We start from the raw sequence: 25,389 nt of genomic DNA on the forward strand, positions 1-25,389 counted from the left end.
CGCGCAACCCCTCAACCGCCGAGCGCGTCCTCGAGGAACGCCGCAAGCTGCGACAGATGCTTGGACATCAAGCCCGTCGCCGGAGAGGCGGCGGCCGGACGGCCGGTGTAGCGAACACGCTGGTACTTGGCATCGATATGGGCGAGCACCCATTCCAGATAAGGATCGATGAACGACCATGCGCCCATGTTCTTCGGCTCTTCCTGGCACCAGACCATCTCCGCGTTGCGGAAGCGGCTGAGCTCGTTGATGAGAGCCTTGGCCGGGAACGGGTAGAGCTGTTCGATGCGCAGCAGGTAGATATCGTCGATGCCGCGCTTCTCGCGCTCTTCCAGGAGATCGTAGTAGACCTTGCCCGAGCAGATGACGACGCGACGAATCTTGTTGTCCTTCTGCAGCTTGATCGGGCCATCCTTGATCACTTCCGCATCGTCCCAGAGCAGGCGATGGAACGAGGTTTCCCCCGCCATCTCCGCAAGGCTCGATACGGCGCGCTTGTGGCGCAGCAGCGACTTCGGCGTCATCAGGATCAGCGGCTTGCGGAAGTCACGCTTCAGCTGACGGCGCAGGATGTGGAAGTAGTTCGCCGGCGTAGTGACGTTGGCGACCTGCATGTTGTCTTCGGCGCAAAGCTGGAGATAGCGTTCCAGACGAGCGGAAGAGTGCTCCGGACCCTGGCCTTCATAGCCATGCGGCAGCAGGCAGACGAGACCGGACATGCGCAGCCACTTGCGTTCGCCCGACGAGATGAACTGGTCGAACACGACCTGCGCACCGTTGGCGAAGTCGCCGAACTGAGCTTCCCACAGGGTCAGCGCATTCGGGCGGGCCAGCGAATAGCCGTACTCGAAACCGAGAACTGCTTCTTCCGAAAGCATCGAGTTGATGACTTCGTAGCGTGCCTGGGTCGGCGAGAGATTGGCGAGCGGGATGTAACGCTCTTCGGTTTCCTGATCGTAGAGAACCGAATGGCGCTGCGAGAAAGTGCCGCGTTCGCAATCCTGACCGGACAGACGGATCTTGTGGCCTTCGATGACGAGCGCGCCGAAAGCGAGCGCCTCCGCCATGGCCCAATCGATGCCTTCGCCCGTCTGCACCATGTTGGCGCGGTTTTCCATAAAGCGCTGGATGGTGCGGTGCGCATGGAAGCCGGCCGGAATTTCCGACAGCTTGCGCCCGATTTCCTTCAGCGTCTTCATCGGCACGCCGGTCTTGCCGCGGCGCTGCTCGTCGGCATTGTCTGCCGTGTGCAGACCCGACCACTCACCATCAAGCCAGTCGGCCTTGTTCGGCTTGTAGGACTGGCCGGCCTCGAACTCCTGCTCGAGATGCGCGCGCCAGTCGGCCTTCATCTTTTCGACTTCGCCCTCGGTCAGCACGCCTTCGCTGATCAGCCGCTGCGAGTAGATCTGCAGGACCGTCTTGTGGGCGCGGATGACCTTGTACATGTTCGGCTGCGTGAAGGACGGTTCATCGCCTTCATTGTGGCCATAGCGGCGGTAGCAGAACAGATCCATCACGACCGGCTTGTGGAACTTCATGCGGAATTCGGTCGCGATCTTCGCGGCATAGACAACCGCTTCCGGATCATCGCCGTTGACGTGGAAGATCGGCGCTTCGATCATCTTGGCGACGTCGGACGGATAGGGCGACGAACGCGAGAAAGCCGGATTGGTGGTGAAACCGATCTGGTTGTTGATGATCACATGCATCGTGCCGGCAACGCGGTGACCGCGCAGACCGGAGAGGCCGAGGATTTCGGCAACCACGCCCTGGCCAGCAAAAGCGGCATCGCCGTGGATCAGCAGCGGCACGACCTTGGCGCGTTCAGACAGCGGAATGATGTCGCCATCCCATTGGGTGGCGCCCATGTCCTGCTTGGCGCGGGCCTTGCCCATGACGACCGGATTGACGATTTCCAGGTGCGACGGGTTTGCCGTCAGCGAAACGTGCACTTTGGCGCCATCGAAATCGCGGTCGGAGGAAGCACCGAGATGGTACTTGACGTCGCCGGAACCTTCGACTTCGTCAGGCGCATAGGAGCCGCCCTTGAACTCGTGGAAGATAGCGCGATGCGGCTTGCCCATGACCTGGGAAAGCACGTTCAGACGGCCGCGGTGAGCCATGCCGAACACCGCTTCCCGAAGACCGAGCTGGCTGCCGCTCTTCAGGATCTGTTCGAGCGCCGGGATCAGCGATTCGCCGCCGTCGAGGCCGAAGCGCTTGGTGCCCTTGAACTTGACGTCGAGGAACTGCTCGTAGCCTTCGGCTTCGATGACCTTCTGGAGGATGGCCTTCTTGCGCTCGGGGTTGAAAGCGATGCCCTTGTCCGGACCTTCGATGCGCTCCTGAATCCATGCCTTTTCCTCCGGGTTGGAGATGTGCATGAATTCGACGCCGAGGGTCGAGCAATAGGTACGCTCGAGGATCTCGATCATCTCGCGAACGGTCGCGAATTCGAGGCCGAGCACGTTGTCGATGAAGATCTTGCGATCGAGGTCCGCCTCCGTGAAGCCGTAGGCTTCCGGCGACAGTTCCTTGTAGTCTTCGACCGGCGCCGCGATGCCGAGCGGGTCGAGCTTGGCATGCAGATGGCCGCGCATGCGATAGGCGCGGATCATCATGATGGCGCGAACGCTGTCGCGCGTCGCCCGCAGGACGTCGGTCGTGTCGGCCGGTGCGCCGGCGACTTCGGCCTTCGCCTTCAGCTTGGTTTCGATGACTTTTTCAACGATTCCCCAATCGCCGTCGAGCGCTGAAACCAGATCGCCCTTGGCGGGGATCGGCCAGTTCTTGCGCTGCCAGGAAGCGCCCTTGGCCGCTCTCTTCACGTCGTCGGGATTGTCCTCCAGCGCCTTGAAGAAAGACCGCCATTCGTCGGAGACCGACGACGGGTCGTCCTCATAGCGCGCATAAAGCTGCTCGATATAAGCAGCGTTGGCGCCATCCAGGAACGAGGTGATCTGAAATTGCTCGTTGGCTTCTTGCCTTGCCATGGTGATCTGCGGACAGCCTCGTCCGCCTCCCGACTTGTTGCTTTGCCGGCTTGTGGTCATCCGGCGACCTTATTTCGTTCGACCGTTGCGGCCGTAGTCTGCACTTGCGAATTCGAAAACCGGATGGAGTTGGCGGCTGCCGCCTACCCCATCCGGGTCTTGCTATAGGTAGGCTCAGCCCTTCAGGACTTCCACCAGCGTCTTGCCGAGGCGCGCCGGCGAGGGCGACACGCGAATGCCTGCCGCTTCCATTGCCGCGATCTTGTCTTCCGCGCCGCCCTTGCCGCCGGAAATCACGGCGCCAGCATGGCCCATGGTGCGGCCGGCGATGAAGCCGACCATCGGCTTCTTGCGGCCCTTCTTGGCTTCGTCCTTCAGGAACTGTGCGGCTTCTTCTTCGGCCGAACCACCGATTTCGCCGATCATGATGATCGACTTGGTTTCGTCGTCGGCGAGGAACATCTCGAGGATGTCGATGAATTCCGTGCCCTTGACCGGGTCGCCGCCGATGCCGACGGCCGTCGTCTGGCCGAGACCTTCATTGGTGGTCTGGAACACGGCTTCGTAGGTCAACGTGCCGGAACGCGAGAGAACGCCGACGGAACCCTTCTTGAAGATGGAGCCCGGCATGATGCCGATCTTGCACTCGTCCGGGGTGAGGACGCCCGGGCAGTTCGGTCCGATCAGGCGCGACTTCGACTTGATCAGGCGATCCTTGACCTTGACCATGTCGGCAACCGGAATGCCTTCCGTGATGCAGACGATGAGCGGGATCTCGGCGTCGATCGCTTCGAGGATCGCGGCTGCGGCGCCTGCCGGCGGGACGTAAATGACCGAAGCGTTGGCGCCGGTGGCATCCTTGCCTTCGGCGACGGACTTGAAGATCGGCAGCTTTTCGCCCTTGGAGCCGGTCCAGGTTTCGCCACCCTTGGAGGGGTGGATACCGCCGACCATCTTCGTGCCGTGATAGGCAAGCGCCTGTTCAGTGTGGAAGGTGCCGGTCTTGCCGGTCAGGCCCTGAACCAGAACCTTGGTGTCTTTGTTGATGAGAATAGACATGCGAGGCCTTTGTTACGAGAGGTTGGAAGACGCAGAGGCAACGCGACGATAGACGCCGCTGACGACCTCCTGCCATGTATCGCTGCCGACGGGCGCAAAAGTGACGCCCATACGGTAGCAGTCATTATTTTCGAACTGAAAGAGAGTGCGCTGCGCACCGCGCGGCGAGGCTTTGATCAAGACAAGCTTGTCGTCGATCCATTCGCCGGAGGCCGGCGCGGCGGGCGCAAAGCCGACCGTATCGAACTGATAAAGCTTGTAGGCCTGTTCCGCAGCGTCGAAACCAAGAATGTTCCGGGCTTCGAACGATGTGGCGCCGTCCCGCTTCTGGACGTAGCGCTGTTCGACGAAAAATCCGCCGAACAGACACTCCGCGGTAAGCCGCGCGACTGCCGTGCCTTCCTTCGTCCAGGCCGAAGCCGCAACATGCTCTTCCCCTTCCCAGATGCCGGCAAAGGCACTGAGGCGAAGATGAGCAGCCGTTGGAGCGAAGGAGGCAGCCATTCCCGTTAGCCCTTGACTGCCTTGACGATCTTCTGGGCGGCATCGTCCAGGTCATCGGCGGAGATGACGTTGAGACCGGATTCGTTGATGATCTTCTTGCCGAGTTCGACGTTGGTGCCTTCGAGGCGAACGACGAGCGGAACCTTCAGACCGACTTCCTTGACGGCTGCAAGCACGCCTTCGGCAATGACGTCGCACTTCATGATGCCGCCGAAGATGTTGACCAGAATGCCCTGGACAGCCGGATCGGCAGTGATGATCTTGAAGGCGGCCGTAACCTTTTCCTTGGTGGCGCCACCGCCGACATCGAGGAAGTTCGCCGGCTCAGCGCCGTAGAGCTTGATGATGTCCATGGTTGCCATGGCGAGACCAGCGCCGTTGACCATGCAGCCGATGTTGCCGTCGAGGGCGACATAGGCCAGATCGTATTCATGCGCCTGGATTTCCTTTTCATCTTCCTCCGACGTGTCGCGGAGCGCGCGGACGTCTTCATGACGGAAGAGAGCGTTGCCGTCGAAGGAAACCTTGGCGTCGAGAACGCGCAGGCGGCCGTTGGTCATGACGATCAGCGGGTTCACTTCGAGCAGGGCCATGTCCTTTTCGACAAAGGCCTTGTAGAGGATCGGGAAGAGCTTGGCGGCGTCTTCGCGAGCAGCTCCTTCGAGCTTCAGCGCGTCGGAAAGAGCAGCCGTGTTGGCAGCCGTAACGCCCGTCGACGGATCGATGGCGACGGTGATGATCTTTTCCGGCGTGTCGTGCGCGACGGTCTCGATGTCCATGCCGCCTTCGGTCGAAACGACGAAAGCAACCTGACCGACGGAGCGATCAACCAGGATCGAGAGGTACAGTTCGCGGTCGATGTCGGCGCCGTCTTCGATGTAGAGACGGTTGACCTGCTTGCCGGCCGGGCCGGTCTGCTTGGTGACGAGCGTGTTGCCGAGCATGTCCTTGGCGTTGGCGACGACGTCGTCAACGGACTTGGCAAGGCGAACGCCGCCCTTGGCGTCCGGGCCGAGTTCCTTGAACTTGCCCTTGCCGCGGCCGCCGGCGTGGATCTGGCTCTTGACGACGTAAAGCGGGCCGGGAAGCTGCTTGGCAGCAGCGGCGGCTTCGTCGGCGGAGAAGATGGCAACGCCGTCCGCGACGGGTGCGCCATAGCTCTTCAGCAGAGCCTTGGCCTGATATTCATGAATGTTCATGGACTTATCCCTGTTATAACGCGGAAATTACTTCAGCGACGGCGCGATCGTGGCGCAAGCGCCGCAGAGGCCGGCAACGGCAGCGACCGACTTGTCGAAGGCTTCCTTCTCGGCCTTGTTCAGGTCGATCTCGATGATGCGCTCGATACCGCCGGCACCGATGACCGTGGGAACGCCGACATACATGTCCTTGACGCCGTACTGGCCGTCGAGGTGAGCGGCACAAGGCAGAACGCGCTTCTTATCCTTGAGGTAGGATTCGGCCATCGCGATGGCGGAAGCGGCCGGTGCGTAGTAGGCCGAGCCGGTCTTCAGCAGACCGACGATCTCGGCGCCGCCGTCACGGGTGCGCTGGATGATTTCTTCGAGACGCTCGGCGGTCAGCCAGCCCATGGTGACGAGATCCGTCAGCGGAATACCGGCAACCGTGGAGTAGCGAGCGAGCGGCACCATCGAATCGCCGTGACCGCCCAGAACGAACGCGGTGACGTCTTCGACGGAAACGTTGAATTCCTTGGCGAGGAACAGGCGGAAGCGCGAGCTATCGAGCACGCCGGCCATACCGACGACCTTGTTGGCCGGGAGGCCCGAGAACTTCTGCAGCGCCCAGACCATGGCGTCGAGCGGGTTGGTGATGCAGATCACGAAAGCATTCGGGGCATACTTCTTGATGCCGGCACCGACCTGCTCCATGACCTTCAGGTTGATACCGAGAAGATCGTCGCGGCTCATGCCCGGCTTGCGGGGAACGCCGGCGGTGACGATGCAGACGTCAGCGCCTTCAATCGCGGAATAGTCGCTGGCGCCGGTGAGATTGGCGTCAAAGCCTTCGACCGGAGAAGACTGGGCGATGTCGAGACCCTTGCCCTGAGGGATGCCGTCCGCGATGTCGAACAGGACGATGTCGCCCAGTTCCTTCAAGCCGGCGAGATGCGCCAGCGTGCCACCAATCATGCCAGAACCAATAAGTGCGATCTTGTTGCGCGCCATTTCGGTGTATCCTTTGCGATCAAAATCCGTGGCGGGACGCCGAGCAAGGCATCCACAATAGCCGTCAATCGCATAGCCCCAAAGGCAGAAATTGGCAATTGATTATTTTGAGAGCAGCAATTTCAATCGGTTAGATCGAAAAATTCTTACGTAAACGTAAGGTGTCATGTCGCTGAATTGTCATTCAGCGGCTCGTCTCGCCGGAGTCTGGGCGAGATATTCCGCACTGCGCATCTCGAAAAGACGCGAGGTCGTGCGATCGAATTCAAAGCCCTCGGTCCCCCGCCGCTCCGTCAGAAGGTCCTCCGGCATCGCCTCTGCGGAGACGTAGAGACGGATGTTGTGGTCGTAGAGCGTATCAATGAGAATGATGAAACGCTTCGTTTGGTTCCGTTTGTCCGGTCCAAGTTTCGGAACGCGATCGAGGAAGATCGTATCGAAACGTTCGGCGATGGCGAGGAAGTCTGCAGGACCGAGTGGCGCATCGCAAAGATCGGCAAACGAAAATCGCGCCATGCGATCCACCGCAAGCGGCACGTGGATGGAGCGCCCCTTCATCGGAATCTCAGTCGGCTGCGCCTTGCGCCCATGCAGCGCCTGCATCCATGAGGCGTCCATGGCCATCTCGGCGCGCTGGTCGAGCGGCGTGAGGTAGACCGGCTGGCTGTTCAGCTTCTCCATGCGATAATCGGTCGGGGAATCCAGCGTCACGACGTCGACATGCTTCTTTAGCAGATCGATGAAAGGCAGGAAGAGACCGCGATTGAGCCCGTCACGATAGAGATTGTCCGGCTCGACATTCGACGTGGCGATAAGGACGCAGCCGAGCGAGAACAATTCTGAAAACAGCCGCGAGAGGATCATCGCATCGGCAATGTCGGTGACGGTGAATTCGTCGAAGCACAGCAGTTCGGCTTCGGCATAGAGATCGGCGGCGACAGGCGGAATGGGATCCGCCTGCTTGGTCTCGCCGTTCTTGAACTTCAGCCGCTGCGCCGCGATGCGGTTGTGCACATCGGTCATGAATTCGAAGAAGTGCGCCCGGCGCTTCTTCTGGCAGGGTGCCATCGAGAAGAACATGTCCATCAACATGGTCTTGCCGCGTCCGACGCTGCCGTGAATATAGAGACCCTTGATGGCGTCGACCGACTTCTTGCGCGCGGCAAACATCCAGCCGAGCGCGCTGGACTTCGCAGCAGGCCGCTTCCGCTTGAGATCTGCAAGCACGCGATCCAGCATTTTCGCCACATCGATCTGCGCCGAATCCACCTGAAGGGACCCGGACACCGTCAACGCCTTCAGCTGTTCGCAGACGCTGAGCGAGTAATCTGGCATGGGCTGCATGGGGAAGTATCCGCCTGTGCAAATGGGGCGCGCCCAGAGGGTGCCACCCCGTCAACTAAAGCAATCCCAGGAAAAGTGCGCAGCGGTTTTCCATCCGGAATTGCGTGGAACGACATTCTAGATCCGTCAAACGATTCCATGAAGCGCTTGGCGGTTCTGGGAACTTATCGGCTGAGGCTGAGCGGTTGGCCGGACGCCGTCGAGCCGTCGAAGCGCGAATCGGCCGTCTTGTAGAGCGTGCCGACCGTCGAGCCGTCGCGGTTCTTCAGGAGCACCTGCTTGCCCGAGACTTCCCAGGATCCCATCGAGGTAAGCTCGCCCGAGCAGCCGCGCGTACCGCCGCGAGAGCCGCTGCCGAGGTTCGTGAGCGTCAGGAACATGTCGCAGCTCGATCCGCCGTTGCTGACCTTCCAGCTGCCGACCATCGATTCCTTCGTGACATCCATGGCGGAAGCGGCCATCGCCTGCTGCTGCTGTGGGTTGCCCGCATTCGGCGCACCTGTCGGAGCAGCCGGGAATTGCGAGCCGTTTGCACCACCTGCAGGCGGAAGCTGGCTGGATTGTACGGGATTGACAGGCTGAGCCTGCAGTGGGGCCGGAGATGAATAGGTGTCGTTGTTGTATGCCGTGCGCTGGCAACCGGCAAGCGACAGGCCTATCGCCGCAGCCGTCACTGCATATTTGAACTGCATCATCACACTCCTAGTTATTTGTCCACCGCTGACATTCGCAAAGTGATGCTCAATGACGTGCGAATTATCGTATTTCACTTTGGTTAATCAAGTCGATACCGCGATAAATTGCCGAGAGGCCATAGCTGGACAAGAATCGGGTAGTTTCAAGGCTTGATCCGGCAAACCGCATGCAAACGAAACCGAAAGGCGAGTTTCAACATGTTGTGATCGCTCCAGCCGATGTCGCTGGTCCGCAACAGAGCCTCACGGAAGGATCCGATGCGAGCAGAAATGCCAAACGGCGGGTTAAACCCGCCGCTCGACCATCATCTTCTTGATTTCGGCAATTGCCTTGGCTGGGTTCAGACCCTTCGGGCAGGTCTGCGCGCAGTTCATGATCGTGTGGCAGCGATAAAGGCGGAAAGGATCCTCGAGGTTGTCGAGGCGCTCGCCCTTGGCTTCGTCTCTGGAGTCGATCAGCCAGCGATAGGCCTGCAGCAGCACGGCCGGACCGAGATAGCGGTCGCCGTTCCACCAATAGCTCGGACAGGAAGTCGAGCAGCAGGCGCACAGGATGCACTCATAGAGGCCGTCGAGCTTCAGACGGTCTTCATGGCTCTGCTTCCATTCCTTGGCCGGCGGCGGGGAAACCGTCTTCAACCAGGGCTCGATCGAGCGATGCTGCGCATAGAAGTTCGTCAGATCAGGCACGAGGTCCTTGACGACGGGCATATGCGGCAGCGGATAGACCTTCACCGTGCCCTTGATCTCGTCCAGACCCTTGGTGCAGGCGAGCGTATTGGTGCCGTCGATGTTCATCGCGCAGGAGCCGCAAATGCCTTCGCGACAGGAGCGGCGCAGCGTCAGTGTCGGGTCGATGTTGTTCTTGATGTAGAGCAGACCGTCGAGCACCATCGGGCCGCAATCGTCGATATCGATATAATAGGTATCGATGCTCGGATTCTGGCCGTCATCCGGGCTCCAGCGATAGACGCGGAATTCGCGCGTGTTCTTGGCGCCGACCGGCTTCGGCCAGACCTTGCCTTCGCGCATCTGAGAGTTCTTGGGGAGAGCGAGTTCAACCATGGTCAGTTCCTCTCAGATCAGTACACGCGTGCCTTCGGCTCGATCTTGTGCGGATCGATGCCTTCGGCGATCAGGTCGGTGTGAACGGGACGATAGTCGAGCTTCACGTCGCCGGCGTCGTTGACCCAGGCGAGCGTATGCTTGCGCCAGTTGTCGTCGTCGCGACCGGCAAACTTGCCCTCGGTGTAGTCCTCGCGGGCATGCGAACCGCGGCTTTCCTTGCGAGCCTCGGCGCCGTAGATCGTCGTGATGGCGTTGGCCATCAGATTGTGAAGCTCCAGCGTCTCGACGAGATCCGAGTTCCAAATCAGCGACCGGTCGGTAACCTTGATGTCGGCCATTTCCTTCCAGATCTCCGAAAGGCGGCGGCAGCCGGATTCCAGCGATTCCTGCGTGCGGAACACGGCGGCGTCTTCCTGCATGGCACGCTGCATCTTCTCGCGGAGCGCTGCCGTCGGCGTCGAGCCGCTGGCATGACGCAGGCGATCGAAGCGATCCATGATCTTGTCGCAAGCGGCAACATTGACCGGCGGAACCGGACCGTCACGGTCGATGACCTGACCGGCGCGGATGGCAGCGGCACGGCCGAAGACGACAAGGTCGATCAGCGAGTTGGAGCCAAGGCGGTTGGCGCCGTGCACCGAAGCGCATCCGGCTTCGCCGACGGCCATCAGGCCCGGCAGCACGCGCTCGGGATTGCTGCTGTCTGCGTTCAGCACTTCGCCCCAATAGTTCGTGGGAATGCCGCCCATGTTGTAGTGAACGGTCGGCAGGACCGGGATCGGGTCGCGGGTCACGTCGACACCGGCGAAGATACGGGCGCTCTCGGAAATGCCTGGCAGGCGCTCGTGCAACACGGCCGGATCGAGATGGTCGAGATGCAGGAAGATGTGGTCCTTGTTCTTGCCGACGCCGCGACCCTCGCGGATCTCCAGCGTCATGCAGCGCGAAACCACGTCGCGCGATGCGAGGTCCTTCGCCGAAGGAGCATAGCGCTCCATGAAGCGCTCGCCCTCGGAATTGACGAGATAGCCGCCCTCGCCGCGTGCGCCTTCGGTGATCAGGCAGCCCGAGCCGTAAATGCCGGTCGGGTGGAACTGAACGAATTCCATATCCTGCAAAGGCAGGCCGGCGCGAGCCACCATGCCGCCGCCGTCGCCGGTGCAGGTATGGGCAGACGTTGCCGAGAAATAGGCGCGGCCGTAGCCGCCGGTCGCCAGCACCACCATCTTGGCGGCGAAGCGATGGATCGTGCCGTCATCGAGGCACCAGGCGACAACGCCGGTGCAGCGGCTGCCATCGTCGGACATGATGAGGTCGAGCGCGAAATACTCGATGAAGAATTCTGCGTTGTTGCGCAGCGACTGGCCATAGAGCGTGTGCAGGATGGCGTGGCCGGTACGGTCGGCGGCAGCACAGGTGCGTTGCACCGGCGGCCCCTCGCCGTAGTTCTGCATATGGCCGCCGAACGGACGCTGATAGATCTTGCCTTCCTCGTTGCGCGAGAAGGGCACGCCGTAGTGCTCGAGCTCGTAGACGGCCTTCGGCGCTTCCATGACCATGTACTGCATGGCGTCGACATCGCCGAGCCAGTCGGAGCCCTTGACGGTGTCATAGAGGTGCCACTGCCAGCTGTCCGGCGTCATGTTGCGCAGCGAAGCGGCGATGCCGCCCTGGGCGGCAACGGTGTGCGAGCGAGTCGGGAAGACCTTGGTGATGCAGGCGGTGCGGAAACCCTGCTCGGCCATGCCGAGCGTGGCGCGCAGGCCGGCGCCGCCGGCGCCGACGACGATCACGTCATAGGAGTGATCGACATATTTGTAGGCCTTGCCGTTTTGAGCAGCCCCATTCTGAGCGGATGAGTTCGGTGCCATGATGCATTTATCCTACGAACGCGATCTTCAGAATGGCGAAAAGACAGAGCCCCGCCAGAATGACCGCGAAAAACGTGTTGAGCATGAGAAGAACGATCTTGCCGAATTCGCCGTGGACGTAGTCCTCGATGATGACCTGCATGCCGAGCTTCATGTGAATGATGCCGGAGATCACCATCAGGCCGAAGATGACGGCGACGAGCGGGTTCGACAGCGCGTGCACGACTTCCGCATAGGGCGCGCCGGCATAGATCATCAGGAAGATGACGAAGAAAATGAAGAGCGGAACGTTGGCGACGGCGGTCAGGCGCTGGCGCCAGAAATGATCGGTGCCTTCCTTGGCGGAACCGAGACCGCGGACTTTGCCCAAAGGGGTGCGCATATCCATGAGAAATATCCTCTAAAGCATAATCCCGAAAGGCATCCCTGCGCTTCCGGAAACGATCATGCCAGTTCAACCCAGCCGGATGGCGATGCCGATGACCCAGACCAGTACGGTCAGACAGATCGAGGCGATGATCGTGATCTTGGCCATCTTCGTCGAAACGGCAGGGTCGAAACCGTAGCCGAGATCCCAGACGAAATGGCGCATCCCGCCGAGCATGTGATGCAGCAGCGCCCAAGTATAGCCGAACAGGATGATCCGGCCGATGATCGAGCCCATGATCCAGTTGACCAGGTCGAAATAGCCCTGGCCGGTCGCAGCGGCAATCAGCCACCAGGCAACCAACACCGTGCCGAAGTAGAGCGCGCCGCCGGTAATACGGTGGACGATCGACATGACCATGGTGGGAATGGGTTTGTAGATTTGCAGATGCGGCGACAAGGGCCGGTTTTGTGTGACGTTCGCCATCAGAACCTCGCGGCGTTACGATACGCTTAGAACCCGGAACTCCGGGGCAACGCGCGCACAGGACGTGCAGTGTGCGTTGCATCATTGCGACCATTAATCGCGGAAATGCCTATCGACAAGCACAATTGATGCCTGCATCGAATTTAATCGATTGGGATCGCCCTGCACTTTGGCGAGCAAGCAAACACGGGCTCCTCATTCCGGGCCGTTTACCATTTCATCAGCCCTGACGTGGACTTCGCACCGCTCTTGGGGCAATCTGCTGTTAAGATTTCATTAACGAACTGAAACGGTGACGAATCATGAGCCCGCATCTTTTCAAGGCAGCAGTGCTCGTTTTGGCGGCAGCGACCGCAGTTTCGACCACCTCGGCACTGGCTGGCGACTATCGCCATTGGCGCCATCACGATCATTCAGGCCTGGTGCGCTTGCCGCAGATAGCGCCTTCGCTGGGCTTCAAGCAGCAGCAACCGGCCAGAATCGTGCTCATGGAGAGGCATGAGGCGGCAAGCACCGGCACGTATGCCGGCACGGCGGATGTCTACCGGGCCAATGGCGGGACTTATGTCGTCGGTTATAGCGACTATGACCCCTATGCACGCCCGGCAGCGCCGCAGCCGAGACCGCGCGCCAAGGTCATCAACATCCGCTATGCTCCAGACCCGTGTTCGCATGAAGCCGGTGTCTGCGTGATTCGCCCCTGAGGGCCTCAAGACCAGATCAGCAAAAATGTGCCGGTGTTTCCCTCGGGAAGAGCCCAAGGTCCGGACGGATGACCGCTCTCAGTCGGTGAGAAATCGCCAGACCGTCGTTTTCTTGACTTCGCTATCCTCCAGCGCCCGTGTGACAGGCACCTGATAGGTCGCCTGCGCCTCCAGGCGGTCTTTGGGAAGATAGGCCCGGCCGGGATCGCCGACCAGAACCGTCCTGGCCTCGCCCGCCAGTCCGCGGAACCAGGGGACGAGGCTCGCGGCAAAATCGCGATCGTAGAAAACGTCGCCGGCAAGAATGACATCCGCTTCGATCATGCGGCCAATGATGTCTTCTCCGGAAAAATCCAGGGCGACGCCGTTTTCGACGGCATTCAGCCGGATCGCCGTTCCCGCCCAGGGATCGATATCGACCGCAAGCACATGGCTTGCACCCGCTCGCTTGGCTGCTATCGCGACAAGCCCGGACCCGCTGGCGAAATCAAGTACGCTTCTGCCGGCAACACTTTCCGGATGATCGAGGATGTAGCGCGCCAATCCCTGGCCGCCCGCCCAGGCAAAGGCCCAGAAGGGCGGCGGCAAGCCAATCTCCTCCAGCTCTTCCTCGGTTTTCAGCCAGAGTTCGTGCGCTTCGCTCGCAAGATGCAGCCGGATTTCCGGCACATGCGGCGGCGCCATCAGACTGGTATTGGCGCGGATGAAACTTTCCGGATCGGTTTTCAAAGAATCCTCGAACCGGATCAGACCGGCGGATTGTCCAGACCGCCCATGCGGCAGACTTCGAGCCACTCCTCATCCGTCACCGGCTGCACCGAAAGCCGCATGGAAGTGACAAGTGCCATCTGCGAGAGCTTCGGGTTGGCCTTGACGTCCTTGAGGGATACCGGCTTCGGCATGTCGCGGACAGCGCGGATATCGACGCATTCCCAGCGAAGATCGTCCTTTGCGGTCGAATCCGGATGCGCCAGCGCGCAGACTTCGACAATGCCGACAATCTCCAGCCCGTCATTGGAGTGATAAAAGAAGCCTTTGTCGCCAATCTGCATGGCCCGCATATTGTTGCGGGCGAGATAGTTACGAACGCCGGTCCACTCGGTCCCCTTGTCGCCGGCATCCTTTTGCTGCTGCCAGGACCAGGAGGCCGGTTCGGATTTATAAAGCCAGTGCGCCATTCCTCATGCCTCCGGATTGTTGAAGACCCAGTTGAACGGCTTGATTTCGACGCTCTCGAACAGGCCGGCCTTGGTGTAGGGATCGGCATCGGCGATCGCGACCGCGGCTTCGACGCTTTCGGCCTTCACGACCACCAGGCTGCCGTTCGGCTTTCCTTCGGCGTCCAGGAAAGGACCGGCCATCTTCAGTGTGCCCTCGGCATTGAGCTTGTTCAGATATTCCACATGCGCCGGGCGCGTCTCCATGCGGACGTTCAGGTAACCGGGCTTGTCCTTGCAGACAAAGGCGAACAGCATGTTTGGGCTCCTTCAGATATCCAAAACTATTCCGTGGTGATCGGCCGCGTCATCAATTGCCCGATGGCTGTGGAAATGTCGAGCTTGCCGTCGATGATGGCCGAAACCGCGTCGGTGATCGGCATGTCGACGCCGAGTTCGCCGGCGAGTCGCGCAGCAATGGAAGCAGCATAGGCGCCTTCGACCAGCGTGCCGTGCGCGGGATCGACGGTGTCCCCCTCGCCAAGCGCGATACCGAATCTGAGATTGCGGGATTGATGGCTGGTCGCCGTCAGCACGAGATCGCCGAGACCGGACAGACCGCGTACAGTTTCCGCCTTGCCACCCTTGGCCGCGACGAAGCGCGACATCTCGGCAAGACCTCGGCTGATGAGCGCTGCACGCGCCGAATCGCCAATGCCGCGGCCCTCGACGATGCCGCAGGCAATGGCGAGGACATTCTTCAGCGCGCCGCCGAGCTGTACGCCGATACGGTCATCCGATGCGTAAAGGCGGAAGGTCGGACCGGAGATCGCCTGGGCGAGCCTTTCGGCGACGGTCATGTCGGCAGCGGCGATCGCCATGGCCGTCGGCAGGCCCTTGGCGATGTCGGCGGCAAAGCCCGGACCGGAAAGCACGGCGATGGCATGCTGCGGCAATTCCCGCTCGAGCATATCTGTCAGCAGATCGCCGGAAACCTTGTCGATGCCCTTGGCACATGTGACGACAATGGCATCCTTGGCAAGATAGGGTCCATAATGCCTGGCAGCATCGGCCTGCGCCTGCGAGGGCATGGCGAACAGAACGATGCCGGCGCTGGAAATAGAGTCCGCTTCGGCCGAGAACCGGAGCAAATCCGGAAGTTCGATGCCGGGAAGAACCGCATCGTGCATGCGATCTGCGGCGAGATCGCTCATCAGTCCGGCATTGCGTCCGACGAGCGTCACGTCGCTGCGGCCTGTGAGCGCGATGACGGCGGCAAGCGCCGTGCCGAAGGCCCCGGCGCCAATGACTGCGATCCGTTCGTTGCCGCTCATGCCTTCGCTCCTCGTTTACCGTGGCCCAGGAGGGTTTCCGCCTTCTGATCCAGCGGCCAGCGCGAACGCGGTTGCACATCGAGATCGTCCGGCGCTGCACCCGTTGCCATGCGCTCGAGCCCCGCCCAGGCGATCATGACGGCATTGTCAGTACACAATCTCAATGGCGGTGCGATGAAACGGAAACCGTTGGCATCACAAAGCTCCTGCAGCGTACGGCGCAGCTCCAGATTGGCGGCAACGCCGCCGGCGACGACAAGCGACGGCTTTTCCTCAGTCTTCGGAAACTCCGTCTTGAAGCGTTGCAGACCGCGGCCGATCCGGTCTTTCAAAGTCCGCGAAATGGCTTTCTGGAAGGAAGCGCAGATGTCGGCGATATCCTGCTCGGTGACGGGAGCAATCGCCGTCGCCGCCTGACGCACGGCTGTCTTCAGGCCGGAGAAGGAAAAATCGAGGCGTGCTTCGCCCACCAGCGGACGCGGGAGATCGAAGCGGTCCGGATTGCCATTTTTCGCAGCAGCCTCCACGGCCGGCCCGCCAGGATAGGGCAGTCCCAGCAGCTTGGCCGTCTTGTCGAAGGCTTCGCCCAGCGCATCGTCGATGGTCGTGCCCCAGCGTTCATAGTCTCCGACGCCGCGCACGAGGATAAGCTGCGTGTGGCCGCCGGAAACGAGCAGCATGAGATAGGGAAAGGCAAGTCCATCGGTCAGCCGCGCCGTAAGAGCATGGCCTTCCAGATGGTTGATGGCGTATAATGGTTTCCCTGTAGCGCGCGAAATCGCCTTGCCGGTCATCAACCCCACGAGCAAGCCGCCGATGAGGCCCGGGCCGGAGGTGGCGGCAATGGCATCGACGTCTGAGAGCGACACATTGGCGCGTTTCAATGCTTCGTCGATCAGCGTATCGAGCGCCTCGACGTGTGCCCGCGCGGCAATTTCCGGCACAACGCCGCCATAGGCGCTATGCTCGTCCAGCTGGCTGAGGACGACATCGGAACAAACCGTAGGTGTACCGTCATCCCGGCGCTCGACAATGGCTGCAGCGGTTTCGTCGCAGCTTGTTTCGATGCCGAGAATACGAAGAATGGACGCCATGGAGAAAGTTCGTTGCCTACAGGTCGATTGCGGTAAAGCGGAAATATGGTTACGGGAACTGTCGGTAACAACGGATCAAAGCGGATGCAAACAAAACCTTTCCGGATCGGCACGCGGGGCAGCCCGCTGGCGCTTGCCCAAGCGTACGAGGCGCGCGACCGTCTGATGGCGGCGCATGGCCTTCCGGAGGAGATGTTCGAAATCGTCGTTCTGACCACCAAGGGCGACCGCATCACCGATCGCGCGCTGGCGGCGATCGGCGGCAAGGGCCTGTTCACGGAAGAGCTGGAAGAGAGGCTGACGTCTGGCGAACTCGACTTCGCCGTCCACTCGGCCAAGGACATGGCGACGAAACTGCCCGAGGGCCTGGCGCTGAACGCCTACATGCCCCGCGAGGACATCCGTGATTCCGTCATTGGCCGCACAGCACCGAAATTGACGGAACTGCCGCATGGCGCCACCGTCGGCTCTGCCTCGCTGCGCCGTCAGGCACTGATCCGCCGCCTGCGTCCGGATATTAATGTCATCACTTTTCGCGGTTCGGTTCAGACCCGCCTCCGCAAGCTGGAAGAAGGACAGGCCGATGCGACGCTGCTCGCCGTTGCCGGCTTGAAGCGGCTCGGCAATGTCGAGGTCATCACCGACATCCTCGATCCCGACGAATTTCCGCCGGCTCCGGCGCAAGGCGCGATCGCCATCGAAAGCCGCATCGAAGACAAGAGGATGAACGACCTGCTCGCCGCCATCAATGACGGGCCGACCTTCGACGCCGTCTCCTGCGAGCGCGCCTTTCTGGCCGCACTCGACGGATCCTGTCGCACGCCGATCGCCGGCTACGCGATCTGCGAGGGCGATCACCTGCGTTTCTTCGGCATGATCCTTTCCCCGGACGGACAGAAGGTTCACACGACCACCATCGAAGGCCACCGCCGCGATGCCGAGGCGCTCGGCACCAATGCCGGTCAGGCTGTGCGTGCCGAGGCGGGCAGCACCTTCTTCGAAGACTGGGTCTGATATCCGATGCGCGTCGTCGTCACCCGCCCCAGGCATTCGGGTGAACGCACCATCAGCCGACTGACGCAGATGGGCCATGAGGCATGGTTGCTGCCGCTGGCCGAGCCGGTTCATCATGTCGACGAAGCAAGGCGCGCGCTTTTTGAAACCCACGGCGCCATCGCCGTTACCAGCGCCGAAGCGATTCGGGTTCTGGCTGCATTGGAGCGCGATCTCGCCCCACACCTCGCCCGCCCGATCTTTGCCGTCGGCAAGGCAACGGCCAAGGAGGCGGCCGGCCTTGGCTTCGCCGATATTATCGCATCGGAAGGCGGCGGGACGGAACTCGCCGCCTTGATCTCAAGCCGCGCAGCCAACAATCGCGACGCGCCTCTTCTCTATCTCGCAGGCTATCCTCGGGCCGCCGGTTTCGAAGCGGGATTGGCCGGCCTGCAACTGCCCTTTCGCACGGTCGAATGCTACCGGATGCAGGATATCATTCCCGATGACGCTACGCTTCGCCGGCTTTTCGCTGACCGGCCGGCAGAGGCGGTGCTGCTCTACTCCCAGCAAACGGCGCAGCGCTTTTTCGGACTTTCCTTCGTGCAAGAAAATCAAACCCTATTCGACGGGATACGCTTCCTCTGCCTGAGTGAAGCCATCGCTGAAGCGATTCCCGTGGCTCTTCACCCACATGTCGCCATCGCCGGCACGCCGGATGAAGACAGACTTCTGGCGCTGCTTGTCGCTGAGTAAGGCCGCAATTTTGATCTAAGGTCTTTCCATAATCGCCGTGTCTGTCTAACTTCGTTGCAGCGCATGAAAAGAGGACCTCATGGTACCGGGAAAACCGCCTAACCATTCGAAGCCCAAAAACGAGCCGGTCACGATCGACCTGGAAGCCGAAAAAACTGCGCAGGACGCAGCATCCGAGAGTTTAACGGAGCGCGGCCACAGCGAATCCGGTTCCTCCTCCGCCAATGAAGTGGAAATGCCACTGGAAGCAGACAAGGAACCGTTACGCGAGGACGACCGGGAACACATGTCCGGTCCGCCCCCTGAGGAGCCGAGAGCCGCTGCGGACCGGATACCTGATCCAATATCTCCCCATCCCGAGCAACCAAGACGGGAAGGCGCGACCTCCGGACTGATCGCCGCCGGCATCGTCGGCGGCTTGATTGCGCTCGTTTGCGCAGGCGCGGTCCAATATGCCGGCCTGCTGCCGGGCCGAGGTTCGGGCAAAGACAATTCCGCCGAGATCACCGCACTCAACGCAGAAATCGATGGGCTGAAGCAGAGCGTCGCCAATCTTGCCGCAGCCCCGGCGCCGGCTGCAAAACCGGACAGCGCACTTACGGCCCGTGTCGCAGCGCTCGAAACCACAGTAGCCAACGGTGCGTCATCAGGCGGCTCGACGGGTGCTGCAGGCGCCGATGCCGATCAGAAGATCGCCACCCTGACTGCCCAACTCAATCAGCTGAAAGCAGATCTCGGCAAGGCGACCCAGAGCCAGGCGACCTCGGACGCCGAGGTCAGCAAGCGCCTCGATGACGCCGAGAAGAAGCTGAGCGGCCCCAGCCAGGAAAGTGCGGTTGCCCGCGCCATTGCGGCCGCGGCGCTGAAGGCCGCGATCGATCGCGGCGGCCCCTTCCGCCCCGAACTTGAAACTTTCGCCAATGTCGCACCTGATGATCCGGCTGTCGCCGACCTCAAGAGCTTCGCCCAGACAGGCGTCCCCTCGCGCGCCGACCTGATCCGTCAGGTTACCGACGTCGCGACCGCCATCGTCGCCACGACGCAAAGCAGCGATCCGAACCAGAGCTGGACCGATCGATTGATGTCGGGTGCAAAATCCCTGGTGCAGGTGCGCCCTGTCGGTAACGTTCCGGGCGACAGCGTCGATGCGATCGCCGCGCGCTTCGAGGACAAGGTGAAGAATGGCGACCTGCCGGCCGCCGTCAACGAGTGGAACAGTCTGCCCGAGACGGCCAAATCCGCCTCCGCCGCCTTCAAGCAATCGCTGGAAGCCCGCATCCGCGTCGAGGATCTGGTGAGCGATGCGCTGTCGAAGGCAATCGCCAATACCGGGAAACAGAACTAAGGACGGAGCGCAGCAATGATCAGACTGCTTATCTTCGCCATTCTCGTCCTGGCTCTCGGCTATGGCTTCTCGTGGCTCGCGGATCGGCCCGGCGACCTCTCGCTGGTCTGGGAAGGCCAGCTCTATCAGACCAGATTGATCGTGGCCGCAGCGATCCTGATCGCCTTGATTGCTGCCGTGATGATCGTGTGGTGGTTCATCCGGCTGATCTGGACCTCGCCGCATTCCGTGACCCGCTACTTCCGCGCCCGCAAGCGCGACCGCGGTTACCAGGCGCTATCGACCGGATTGATTGCCGCCGGCGCCGGCAATGCCCTGCTCGCTCGCAAGATGGCGGCACGCACGCGCGGGCTCATCCGCGCCGACCAGGAGCCGCTCATCAATCTGCTGGAAGCACAGGCTGCCCTGATCGAGGGCAAGAACGACGAGGCGCGTCAGAAATTCGAGCTGATGGCCAACGATCCCGAAACGCGCGAGCTCGGCCTGCGCGGGCTCTATCTCGAAGCCAAGCGTCTTGGAGCGCACGAAGCCGCGCGGCAATATGCCGAGAAGGCTGCAGATCAGGCGCCATATCTGCCCTGGGCAGCGCAGGCGACGCTGGAATATCGCAGCCAGGCCGGCCGTTGGGATGATGCCATCAAGCTTCTCGACCAGCAGAAGGTCGCGCATGTCGTCGACAAGACCACGGCCAACCGTCAGCGCGCCGTGCTTTTGACGGCCCGCGCTAACGACCGGCTGGAAAGCGATCCGAACGGCGCCCGCGACGACGCGCTGGCTGCACTGAAGCTCGTGGCCGATTTCGTGCCTGCAGCCTTGATTGCCGCCAAGGCCCTGTTTCGCGAAGACAAGGTGCGCAAGGCGGCATCCATGCTCGAGCAGGTCTGGAAGACACATCCGCACCCCGAGATCGGCAAGGCTTATGTGCGTGCACGCAGCGGCGATTCCGTCACCGACCGCCTGAAGCGTGCCGAACGGCTGGAGGCCATTCGCCCCAACAATGTCGAAGCCCTGCTTTTGACGGCAAAGGCGGCGCTGGATGCCGGCGATTTCAGCAAGGCCCGGAACAAGGCCGAAGCAGCCGCAAGGATCGATGCCCGCGAAGGCGCTTTCCTGCTACTGGCCGACATCGAGGAAGCCGAAACCGGCGATCAGGGCCGTGTGCGGCACTGGATGGCGCAGGCGCTGCGTGCTCCGCGCGACCCTGCCTGGGTCGCTGATGGTTTCGTCTCCGAAAAATGGCTGCCGCTTTCGCCCGTGACCGGCCGCCTCGACGCCTTCGAATGGAAGGCGCCTTTCGGTCAGATCGAAGGACCTGTGGAAGAGGGAACAACCGTGTCCGTCGATGCCGCGCTGAAATCGCTGCCGCCCGTACGCGGGACCGTCTCCGCAACCGCGCCGGAGGCATCCGCTTCACCGAAAGTTGCATCGCCGCCATCCGATACCTATGTCATGGAATTGGAGCCGCCTGCGGCAAAGCCCTCGCCGAGCACGACCGCCGCGGCGCCGGGACCAACAAAGGAAGAGCCGGAACCGCGGCCCTTCTTTGGTGGCGCTCCGGATGATCCGGGCGTGAAAAAACCTAAACTTGAACCGGAACCCAAGACGCGGCTCAAGTTGTTCTAGAGCACGTCCAGCAAGAGCGCGCAGCGGTTTTGCTGGACGTGCGTGAAACGAAAAGATCGAGCATGGCGCCCCAAGAACCTTGCTCCGCTTGTATTGAGAACGGATACGGATGTTTGAACGCTTTCAGGAATTTCTTCACAACCTGACCCAGGACCACCCGAAATCCGGCTTTGCACCCGACGATCCGCGCGTCGCGGTCGCGGCGCTCTGTATCCAGGTCATGGAGGCGGACGGCAAGATCGAGAACAGCGAGAAGAAGAGGCTGCGCAAGCTTCTGAAGGAGCAATATGGTCTTGAAGGCCGCAAGCTCGATGCGCTGATCGCCGCCGGCGAGGAGGCCGAAAGCGAGGCAGTCGACTACTATAGGTTCACTTCGGATCTGAAGCGTCATCTCGACAGCGCCCAGCGGCTCGAGCTGCTCGGCATTCTCTGGGATATCGTCTATGCCGATGGCGAGCGCAGCGAGATGGAAGATCACGCGATCTGGCGCATCGCCGACCTGATGGGCATATCCGACCGCGAACGCATCATGAAACGCCAGGAGGCAGCTGCTCGCGCACCCGGCTTCAGGGTGGAGACAGGCAATGATGATTGAAGCGCCGAAGCGCGCCGGGCGACCCATACTGATCGTGCTTCATCAGGAGCGTTCGAGCCCCGGCCGCGTCGGCCAGATGTTGCTGGAAAAGGGCTACGACCTCGATATCCGCCGCCCTGTTCTCGGTGACCGGCTGCCCTCGACGCTTGCCGGGCATGCCGGCGCTGTCATCTTCGGCGGCCCGATGAGCGCCAACGATCCCGACGATTTCGTCAAGGCCGAGATCGACTGGCTGAAGGTGCCGCTCAAGGAAAACCGTCCTTACCTCGGGATCTGTCTTGGCGCACAGATGCTTGCCCGCCATCTCGGCGCCAAGGTGAAAGCGCGCGACGACGGCAAGACCGAGATCGGCTGGTATGCGCTGAACCCCACGGAAAAGGGCCGGCTGCTGATGCGCTGGCCGCAGATGGTCTACCATTTTCACCGGGAAGGCTTCGAGCTGCCCCATGGCGCCGACCTGCTGGCGACTGCGGAAACCTACCCCAATCAGGCCTATCGTTACGGCGCCAATGCCTGGGGCCTGCAGTTCCATGCCGAACTCACGCGCGCCATGATGCAGCGCTGGGTCGTGCATGGCGAACACCGCTTCTGCATGCCGAACGCACAGCAGGGCCGCGAGCATCTTGAGGGACGCATGATCTTCGACGGTGCGCTCAAGGCGTGGCTGTCGGAGTTCCTCGATCTGGTCTTCGAGGGCAAGCAGGCGATGGCGGCTTAAACATCCAGCCTGTCAATCTGCGCGAAGGGCTTCGTCGTAGCGCTCGATCGCGCTGCGCACCGATCGGGCATATCGTCCAAGCTTGCCTGCATCCGACATCAGCGTGTCCCTCATCCATCTTGGGATCTCGAGCTGAACCCCGGCCTTCCGCCGGCCGCGGTTGCATATGTTGGCGGCCGATGCCCCGGCCAAAGCCTCGCCCTTCTTCCTCGGTGCTGCCGCAAACCCACCCTGCCGCAACGCCTGAACGATCAGGTCACGAAGCGGCCCATCAAGGCCGCCGGCCCAGCTCGTTTCGGGATCATCTCTGTCCGTTCGGCCATGAATGGCGAGAACGATCCGCGATCTGGACACCAGACCGAGTGCTATCGGCTCGTCGAAATGCTCGGAGGTGATATGAAGCTCATGATGCAGCCTGTCGGCATCAAGCCCCTCGAAACTGTAGAGGGAAAAACTCTCCGCGGCGACCTGCTCCGCAATCTGCGACGTTGCAGGCTCGATGAAGCCGCCATGCGGCGCCAGAATAGCCACATGCGAGGATCGATCTTCAAAGCGGATGCTATAGTCGGCACCCGCAATCTCACATTCTCGCAAGGCTGAGAACGAACGGTACCGATCCGGTCGCCTCGCCATCTCTTGCACTCAAGCCGGCTGCGGGTCGCCGTCGCGATCCGGTGCGTTCAAACTGTCGATCCGGCGAAGCTGTGGGAAGCCGGTCGCCCAGAGAAAGGCAACAGCAAGCGTGCCGAGACCGCCGACGACCACGGCGGGGATAGCACCGAAATAATGCGCCATGATGCCGGCACGGAATTCGCCGAGTTCGTTCGATGCTCCAACGAAGACCATGTTGACCGCATTGACCCGTCCGCGGACATGATCCGGCGTCCAGAGCGTGATCAGCGTCTCGCGGACATAGACCGAAATCAGATCCGATGCGCCCATGATGGCAAGGGCGACGATCGATAGCCACGGCGAATGTGAGATGCCGAAGATCAGCGTTCCCACGCCAAACATGGCAACACCGATGAACATGCAGATGCCGGCGCGATTGCGAATGGGGTAGGTCGCCAGGAACACGCCCATGGCGATCGCGCCAAAGCTTGGCGCGGCGCGCAGCATACCAAGACCCCAGGGACCGAGCGTCAGGATATCCCGCGCATAGACGGGCATCAGCGCGACCGCGCCGCCGAGCAGCACCGCGAAAAGATCGAGAGAGACCGCGCCGAGCACCACCTTTTCCGACCAGATGAAGCGGAAGCCGGCGAGCATTTCGCTCAGGCTGCGCTTCTCATGCGCCACGCGTTGCTGCGGCTTCGGAATGAGGAAGGTCAACACCGAGCCGGACGCAAAGAAAAGCACGGCCACGGTGTAAGCAACGCTGGGGCCGACGCCGTAAAGCAAGCCGCCCGCCACCGGACCGAGAATGGCGGCGGCATCCCAAGACATCGAGTTCCAGGTAATGGCGTTCGTCAGGTCCGCAGGCGGGATAAGATTGGGCGCCAGCGATTGCATCGCCGGCGTCATGAAGGCGCGCTCGATGCCGAAGACCACGAGGATCATGAAGACCGGAAGCGGCGCAAACCCGCCCGAGACGGTGAGAAACAGCAGCGCCGCCGCGCAGAGAGTGCCGACGAAAATGCAGATCGCCGCAATCAGGCGCCTGTTGTAGCGATCGGCGACTGTGCCCGTCACCAGAATCAGCAGCAGCGATGGCAGGAACTGCACCAGACCGATCAGGCCGAGATAGAGTGGCTGGCCCGTGTGCTCGTACATCTGCCAACCGACGGAGACGCTGACGACCTGCGTTGCAAAGGCGGTGAGAAAGCGCGCGAAAAAGAAATAGGCATAGGCGATATGCCTGAAGGCAGCAAACCGGTCTCCGCTGGCAGCGAACGACATGGGGCAGAACTTTCCGGGCCGCGGCCAGCGCAAACACGCTCGCCATTAAAACATGATCCAGCACGCTCTTGAGCGCGGGACGTCCGTTAGTCGCCAATGCCCCCCATCCTGTCAACATGAAACTGGGGCTTGCGTGTTTATGCGGGAGCATTCCCAGGAAAACTGCGTAGCGATTTTCCGTTCGAAATGCGTAAAGAAACAAAAGGATAGAGCGTTTTTGCGCCTCAAGGAGAAGCGGAAACATTTGATGCGCTAACGGATTGCCAAGTTCGCGTCTCGCTGCCACCAACCACACGGCGCCACGGTCCGCAAACCGCTATGCTATATCTTGGTATAGGATAGTTGCTCTACTGTATAAAGAATAACCGACAATATAGCCTTTGTTTTACTATGAGATATTGCTATGTGCTGGATGTCGGCCTGCAAAAACCGACTCCCAAAGGAACTTGTTTATGTCGCCCGACAGTAGTCGAACAGTCGCGCCGAAGAGGCTGCATCATCAGGGCTAACTCCCCGTCTCGATGATGCGACCTTACGAGGCGCAATCGAGGTACGAGATGATCGATAAACTGCTTTCTTCACGCCCATCGCG

At 61.3% G+C, this 25,389-nt stretch carries 25 protein-coding genes; 7 read left to right on the forward strand and 18 right to left on the reverse strand.

The features are described 5' to 3' along the window. Positions 1 to 11: 11 nt before the first annotated feature. From ACIQJ2_RS19050 to sdhC, 11 genes are all read right to left on the reverse strand, one after another. Positions 12 to 2,996 (reverse strand): 2-oxoglutarate dehydrogenase E1 component, encoded by a 2,985-nt coding sequence (locus tag ACIQJ2_RS19050; RefSeq protein ID WP_199143674.1) that lies wholly within the window; start codon positions 2,994 to 2,996, stop codon positions 12 to 14. Positions 2,997 to 3,170: 174 nt separating this feature from the next. Beyond that, positions 3,171 to 4,055, reverse strand: a complete 885-nt coding sequence (sucD, locus tag ACIQJ2_RS19055) for a succinate--CoA ligase subunit alpha (protein WP_400746566.1) — start codon at positions 4,053 to 4,055, stop codon at positions 3,171 to 3,173. A 12-nt stretch (positions 4,056 to 4,067) separates the two neighbouring features. Then, positions 4,068 to 4,559: a DUF1579 family protein gene (locus ACIQJ2_RS19060; protein WP_400678217.1), complete on the reverse strand. Its 492-nt coding sequence runs from the start codon at positions 4,557 to 4,559 to the stop codon at positions 4,068 to 4,070. A 5-nt stretch (positions 4,560 to 4,564) separates the two neighbouring features. Next, positions 4,565 to 5,758, reverse strand: coding sequence for an ADP-forming succinate--CoA ligase subunit beta (gene sucC, locus ACIQJ2_RS19065; protein ID WP_112400497.1), 1,194 nt, complete (start codon positions 5,756 to 5,758; stop codon positions 4,565 to 4,567). A gap of 27 nt (positions 5,759 to 5,785) precedes the next feature. Further along, positions 5,786 to 6,748, reverse strand: a complete 963-nt coding sequence (gene mdh / locus ACIQJ2_RS19070; protein ID WP_400677973.1) for a malate dehydrogenase — start codon at positions 6,746 to 6,748, stop codon at positions 5,786 to 5,788. 180 nt (positions 6,749 to 6,928) lie between these two features. Then, positions 6,929 to 8,092: a cell division protein ZapE gene (zapE, locus tag ACIQJ2_RS19075; protein ID WP_400677975.1), complete on the reverse strand. Its 1,164-nt coding sequence runs from the start codon at positions 8,090 to 8,092 to the stop codon at positions 6,929 to 6,931. A gap of 164 nt (positions 8,093 to 8,256) precedes the next feature. Next, on the reverse strand, positions 8,257 to 8,784 hold the full coding sequence (locus ACIQJ2_RS19080) for a protease inhibitor Inh/omp19 family protein (RefSeq protein ID WP_199143684.1): 528 nt from the start codon (positions 8,782 to 8,784) through the stop codon (positions 8,257 to 8,259). A gap of 288 nt (positions 8,785 to 9,072) precedes the next feature. Beyond that, a complete protein-coding gene (locus ACIQJ2_RS19085) occupies positions 9,073 to 9,852 on the reverse strand; it encodes a succinate dehydrogenase iron-sulfur subunit (RefSeq protein WP_015341415.1) in 780 nt (259 codons plus the stop codon). A gap of 17 nt (positions 9,853 to 9,869) precedes the next feature. Continuing rightward, positions 9,870 to 11,726 carry a succinate dehydrogenase flavoprotein subunit gene (sdhA, locus tag ACIQJ2_RS19090; RefSeq protein WP_199143688.1) on the reverse strand — a complete coding sequence of 619 codons (1,857 nt, stop codon included), beginning with the start codon at positions 11,724 to 11,726 and terminating at the stop codon, positions 9,870 to 9,872. Between the two features lie 7 nt (positions 11,727 to 11,733). Further along, entirely contained in the window at positions 11,734 to 12,114 is a 381-nt protein-coding gene (sdhD, locus tag ACIQJ2_RS19095) for a succinate dehydrogenase, hydrophobic membrane anchor protein (protein ID WP_184709753.1), read from the reverse strand. Positions 12,115 to 12,180: 66 nt separating this feature from the next. Then, entirely contained in the window at positions 12,181 to 12,579 is a 399-nt protein-coding gene (sdhC, locus tag ACIQJ2_RS19100) for a succinate dehydrogenase, cytochrome b556 subunit (protein WP_184709750.1), read from the reverse strand. 302 nt (positions 12,580 to 12,881) lie between these two features. Here sdhC and ACIQJ2_RS19105 point away from each other — a divergent pair, with 302 nt between their 5' ends. Further along, positions 12,882 to 13,283: a hypothetical protein gene (locus ACIQJ2_RS19105; RefSeq protein ID WP_400677976.1), complete on the forward strand. Its 402-nt coding sequence runs from the start codon at positions 12,882 to 12,884 to the stop codon at positions 13,281 to 13,283. A 78-nt stretch (positions 13,284 to 13,361) separates the two neighbouring features. Here ACIQJ2_RS19105 and ACIQJ2_RS19110 read toward each other — a convergent pair whose 3' ends face one another. From ACIQJ2_RS19110 to tsaD, 5 genes are read right to left on the reverse strand one after another with little or no spacing between them, the layout of a single operon-like run. After that, entirely contained in the window at positions 13,362 to 14,078 is a 717-nt protein-coding gene (locus ACIQJ2_RS19110) for a class I SAM-dependent methyltransferase (RefSeq protein ID WP_400677978.1), read from the reverse strand. Continuing rightward, the gene (locus tag ACIQJ2_RS19115) at positions 14,030 to 14,461 is read right to left on the reverse strand and encodes an EVE domain-containing protein (RefSeq protein ID WP_400677979.1); all 432 of its coding nucleotides are present in this window, start codon (positions 14,459 to 14,461) and stop codon (positions 14,030 to 14,032) included. The genes ACIQJ2_RS19110 and ACIQJ2_RS19115 overlap by 49 nt, the downstream gene beginning before the upstream one ends. Before the next feature lie 3 nt (positions 14,462 to 14,464). Next, a complete protein-coding gene (locus ACIQJ2_RS19120) occupies positions 14,465 to 14,758 on the reverse strand; it encodes a YciI-like protein (protein ID WP_199143703.1) in 294 nt (97 codons plus the stop codon). Positions 14,759 to 14,784: 26 nt separating this feature from the next. Further along, on the reverse strand, positions 14,785 to 15,774 hold the full coding sequence (locus ACIQJ2_RS19125) for an NAD(P)H-dependent glycerol-3-phosphate dehydrogenase (RefSeq protein WP_400677980.1): 990 nt from the start codon (positions 15,772 to 15,774) through the stop codon (positions 14,785 to 14,787). After that, a complete protein-coding gene (gene tsaD, locus ACIQJ2_RS19130) occupies positions 15,771 to 16,868 on the reverse strand; it encodes a tRNA (adenosine(37)-N6)-threonylcarbamoyltransferase complex transferase subunit TsaD (protein ID WP_400677981.1) in 1,098 nt (365 codons plus the stop codon). The genes ACIQJ2_RS19125 and tsaD overlap by 4 nt, the downstream gene beginning before the upstream one ends. Positions 16,869 to 16,952: 84 nt before the next feature. On the opposite strand from tsaD, the gene hemC reads away from it, so the two are divergent. The 6 genes from hemC (at position 16,953) to ACIQJ2_RS19160 (ending at position 22,898) form a co-directional block, all read left to right on the forward strand. After that, positions 16,953 to 17,882, forward strand: a complete 930-nt coding sequence (gene hemC / locus ACIQJ2_RS19135) for a hydroxymethylbilane synthase (protein WP_199143725.1) — start codon at positions 16,953 to 16,955, stop codon at positions 17,880 to 17,882. A gap of 6 nt (positions 17,883 to 17,888) precedes the next feature. Next, the gene (locus ACIQJ2_RS19140; RefSeq protein ID WP_400677982.1) at positions 17,889 to 18,617 is read left to right on the forward strand and encodes a uroporphyrinogen-III synthase; all 729 of its coding nucleotides are present in this window, start codon (positions 17,889 to 17,891) and stop codon (positions 18,615 to 18,617) included. A gap of 79 nt (positions 18,618 to 18,696) precedes the next feature. Beyond that, a complete protein-coding gene (locus ACIQJ2_RS19145; RefSeq protein WP_400677983.1) occupies positions 18,697 to 19,962 on the forward strand; it encodes a mitofilin family membrane protein in 1,266 nt (421 codons plus the stop codon). Between the two features lie 15 nt (positions 19,963 to 19,977). After that, positions 19,978 to 21,585, forward strand: coding sequence for a heme biosynthesis HemY N-terminal domain-containing protein (locus tag ACIQJ2_RS19150; protein ID WP_400677985.1), 1,608 nt, complete (start codon positions 19,978 to 19,980; stop codon positions 21,583 to 21,585). A 109-nt stretch (positions 21,586 to 21,694) separates the two neighbouring features. Then, on the forward strand, positions 21,695 to 22,180 hold the full coding sequence (locus tag ACIQJ2_RS19155) for a TerB family tellurite resistance protein (RefSeq protein WP_199143733.1): 486 nt from the start codon (positions 21,695 to 21,697) through the stop codon (positions 22,178 to 22,180). Beyond that, positions 22,173 to 22,898, forward strand: a complete 726-nt coding sequence (locus tag ACIQJ2_RS19160; RefSeq protein ID WP_400677995.1) for a glutamine amidotransferase — start codon at positions 22,173 to 22,175, stop codon at positions 22,896 to 22,898. The genes ACIQJ2_RS19155 and ACIQJ2_RS19160 overlap by 8 nt, the downstream gene beginning before the upstream one ends. A gap of 12 nt (positions 22,899 to 22,910) precedes the next feature. On the opposite strand, the gene ACIQJ2_RS19165 is transcribed toward ACIQJ2_RS19160, so the two are convergent. Beyond that, complete coding sequence (locus ACIQJ2_RS19165; RefSeq protein WP_400677986.1) at positions 22,911 to 23,531, reverse strand: poly-gamma-glutamate hydrolase family protein; 621 nt, start codon at positions 23,529 to 23,531, stop codon at positions 22,911 to 22,913. A gap of 9 nt (positions 23,532 to 23,540) precedes the next feature. After that, the gene (locus ACIQJ2_RS19170) at positions 23,541 to 24,797 is read right to left on the reverse strand and encodes an MFS transporter (protein ID WP_199143739.1); all 1,257 of its coding nucleotides are present in this window, start codon (positions 24,795 to 24,797) and stop codon (positions 23,541 to 23,543) included. Between the last annotated feature and the right edge of the window lie 592 nt (positions 24,798 to 25,389).

Source organism: Rhizobium sp. NPDC092011, from assembly GCF_044756305.1.
In the GTDB taxonomy this organism is placed as follows: Bacteria; Pseudomonadota; Alphaproteobacteria; order Rhizobiales; family Rhizobiaceae; genus Rhizobium.

Coding starts and splice junctions, on each gene's coding strand:
- ACIQJ2_RS19050 (WP_199143674.1), bottom strand. CDS start 2,996: ATGGCAAGGCAAGAAGCCAACGAGCAATTTCAGATCACCTCGTTCCTG.
- sucD (WP_400746566.1), bottom strand. CDS start 4,055: ATGTCTATTCTCATCAACAAAGACACCAAGGTTCTGGTTCAGGGCCTG.
- ACIQJ2_RS19060 (WP_400678217.1), bottom strand. CDS start 4,559: ATGGCTGCCTCCTTCGCTCCAACGGCTGCTCATCTTCGCCTCAGTGCC.
- sucC (WP_112400497.1), bottom strand. CDS start 5,758: ATGAACATTCATGAATATCAGGCCAAGGCTCTGCTGAAGAGCTATGGC.
- mdh (WP_400677973.1), bottom strand. CDS start 6,748: ATGGCGCGCAACAAGATCGCACTTATTGGTTCTGGCATGATTGGTGGC.
- zapE (WP_400677975.1), bottom strand. CDS start 8,092: ATGCAGCCCATGCCAGATTACTCGCTCAGCGTCTGCGAACAGCTGAAG.
- ACIQJ2_RS19080 (WP_199143684.1), bottom strand. CDS start 8,784: ATGCAGTTCAAATATGCAGTGACGGCTGCGGCGATAGGCCTGTCGCTT.
- ACIQJ2_RS19085 (WP_015341415.1), bottom strand. CDS start 9,852: ATGGTTGAACTCGCTCTCCCCAAGAACTCTCAGATGCGCGAAGGCAAG.
- sdhA (WP_199143688.1), bottom strand. CDS start 11,726: ATGGCACCGAACTCATCCGCTCAGAATGGGGCTGCTCAAAACGGCAAG.
- sdhD (WP_184709753.1), bottom strand. CDS start 12,114: ATGGATATGCGCACCCCTTTGGGCAAAGTCCGCGGTCTCGGTTCCGCC.
- sdhC (WP_184709750.1), bottom strand. CDS start 12,579: ATGGCGAACGTCACACAAAACCGGCCCTTGTCGCCGCATCTGCAAATC.
- ACIQJ2_RS19105 (WP_400677976.1), top strand. CDS start 12,882: ATGAGCCCGCATCTTTTCAAGGCAGCAGTGCTCGTTTTGGCGGCAGCG.
- ACIQJ2_RS19115 (WP_400677979.1), bottom strand. CDS start 14,461: ATGGCGCACTGGCTTTATAAATCCGAACCGGCCTCCTGGTCCTGGCAG.
- ACIQJ2_RS19120 (WP_199143703.1), bottom strand. CDS start 14,758: ATGCTGTTCGCCTTTGTCTGCAAGGACAAGCCCGGTTACCTGAACGTC.
- ACIQJ2_RS19125 (WP_400677980.1), bottom strand. CDS start 15,774: ATGAGCGGCAACGAACGGATCGCAGTCATTGGCGCCGGGGCCTTCGGC.
- tsaD (WP_400677981.1), bottom strand. CDS start 16,868: ATGGCGTCCATTCTTCGTATTCTCGGCATCGAAACAAGCTGCGACGAA.
- hemC (WP_199143725.1), top strand. CDS start 16,953: ATGCAAACAAAACCTTTCCGGATCGGCACGCGGGGCAGCCCGCTGGCG.
- ACIQJ2_RS19140 (WP_400677982.1), top strand. CDS start 17,889: ATGCGCGTCGTCGTCACCCGCCCCAGGCATTCGGGTGAACGCACCATC.
- ACIQJ2_RS19145 (WP_400677983.1), top strand. CDS start 18,697: ATGGTACCGGGAAAACCGCCTAACCATTCGAAGCCCAAAAACGAGCCG.
- ACIQJ2_RS19150 (WP_400677985.1), top strand. CDS start 19,978: ATGATCAGACTGCTTATCTTCGCCATTCTCGTCCTGGCTCTCGGCTAT.
- ACIQJ2_RS19155 (WP_199143733.1), top strand. CDS start 21,695: ATGTTTGAACGCTTTCAGGAATTTCTTCACAACCTGACCCAGGACCAC.
- ACIQJ2_RS19160 (WP_400677995.1), top strand. CDS start 22,173: ATGATTGAAGCGCCGAAGCGCGCCGGGCGACCCATACTGATCGTGCTT.
- ACIQJ2_RS19165 (WP_400677986.1), bottom strand. CDS start 23,531: ATGGCGAGGCGACCGGATCGGTACCGTTCGTTCTCAGCCTTGCGAGAA.
- ACIQJ2_RS19170 (WP_199143739.1), bottom strand. CDS start 24,797: ATGTCGTTCGCTGCCAGCGGAGACCGGTTTGCTGCCTTCAGGCATATC.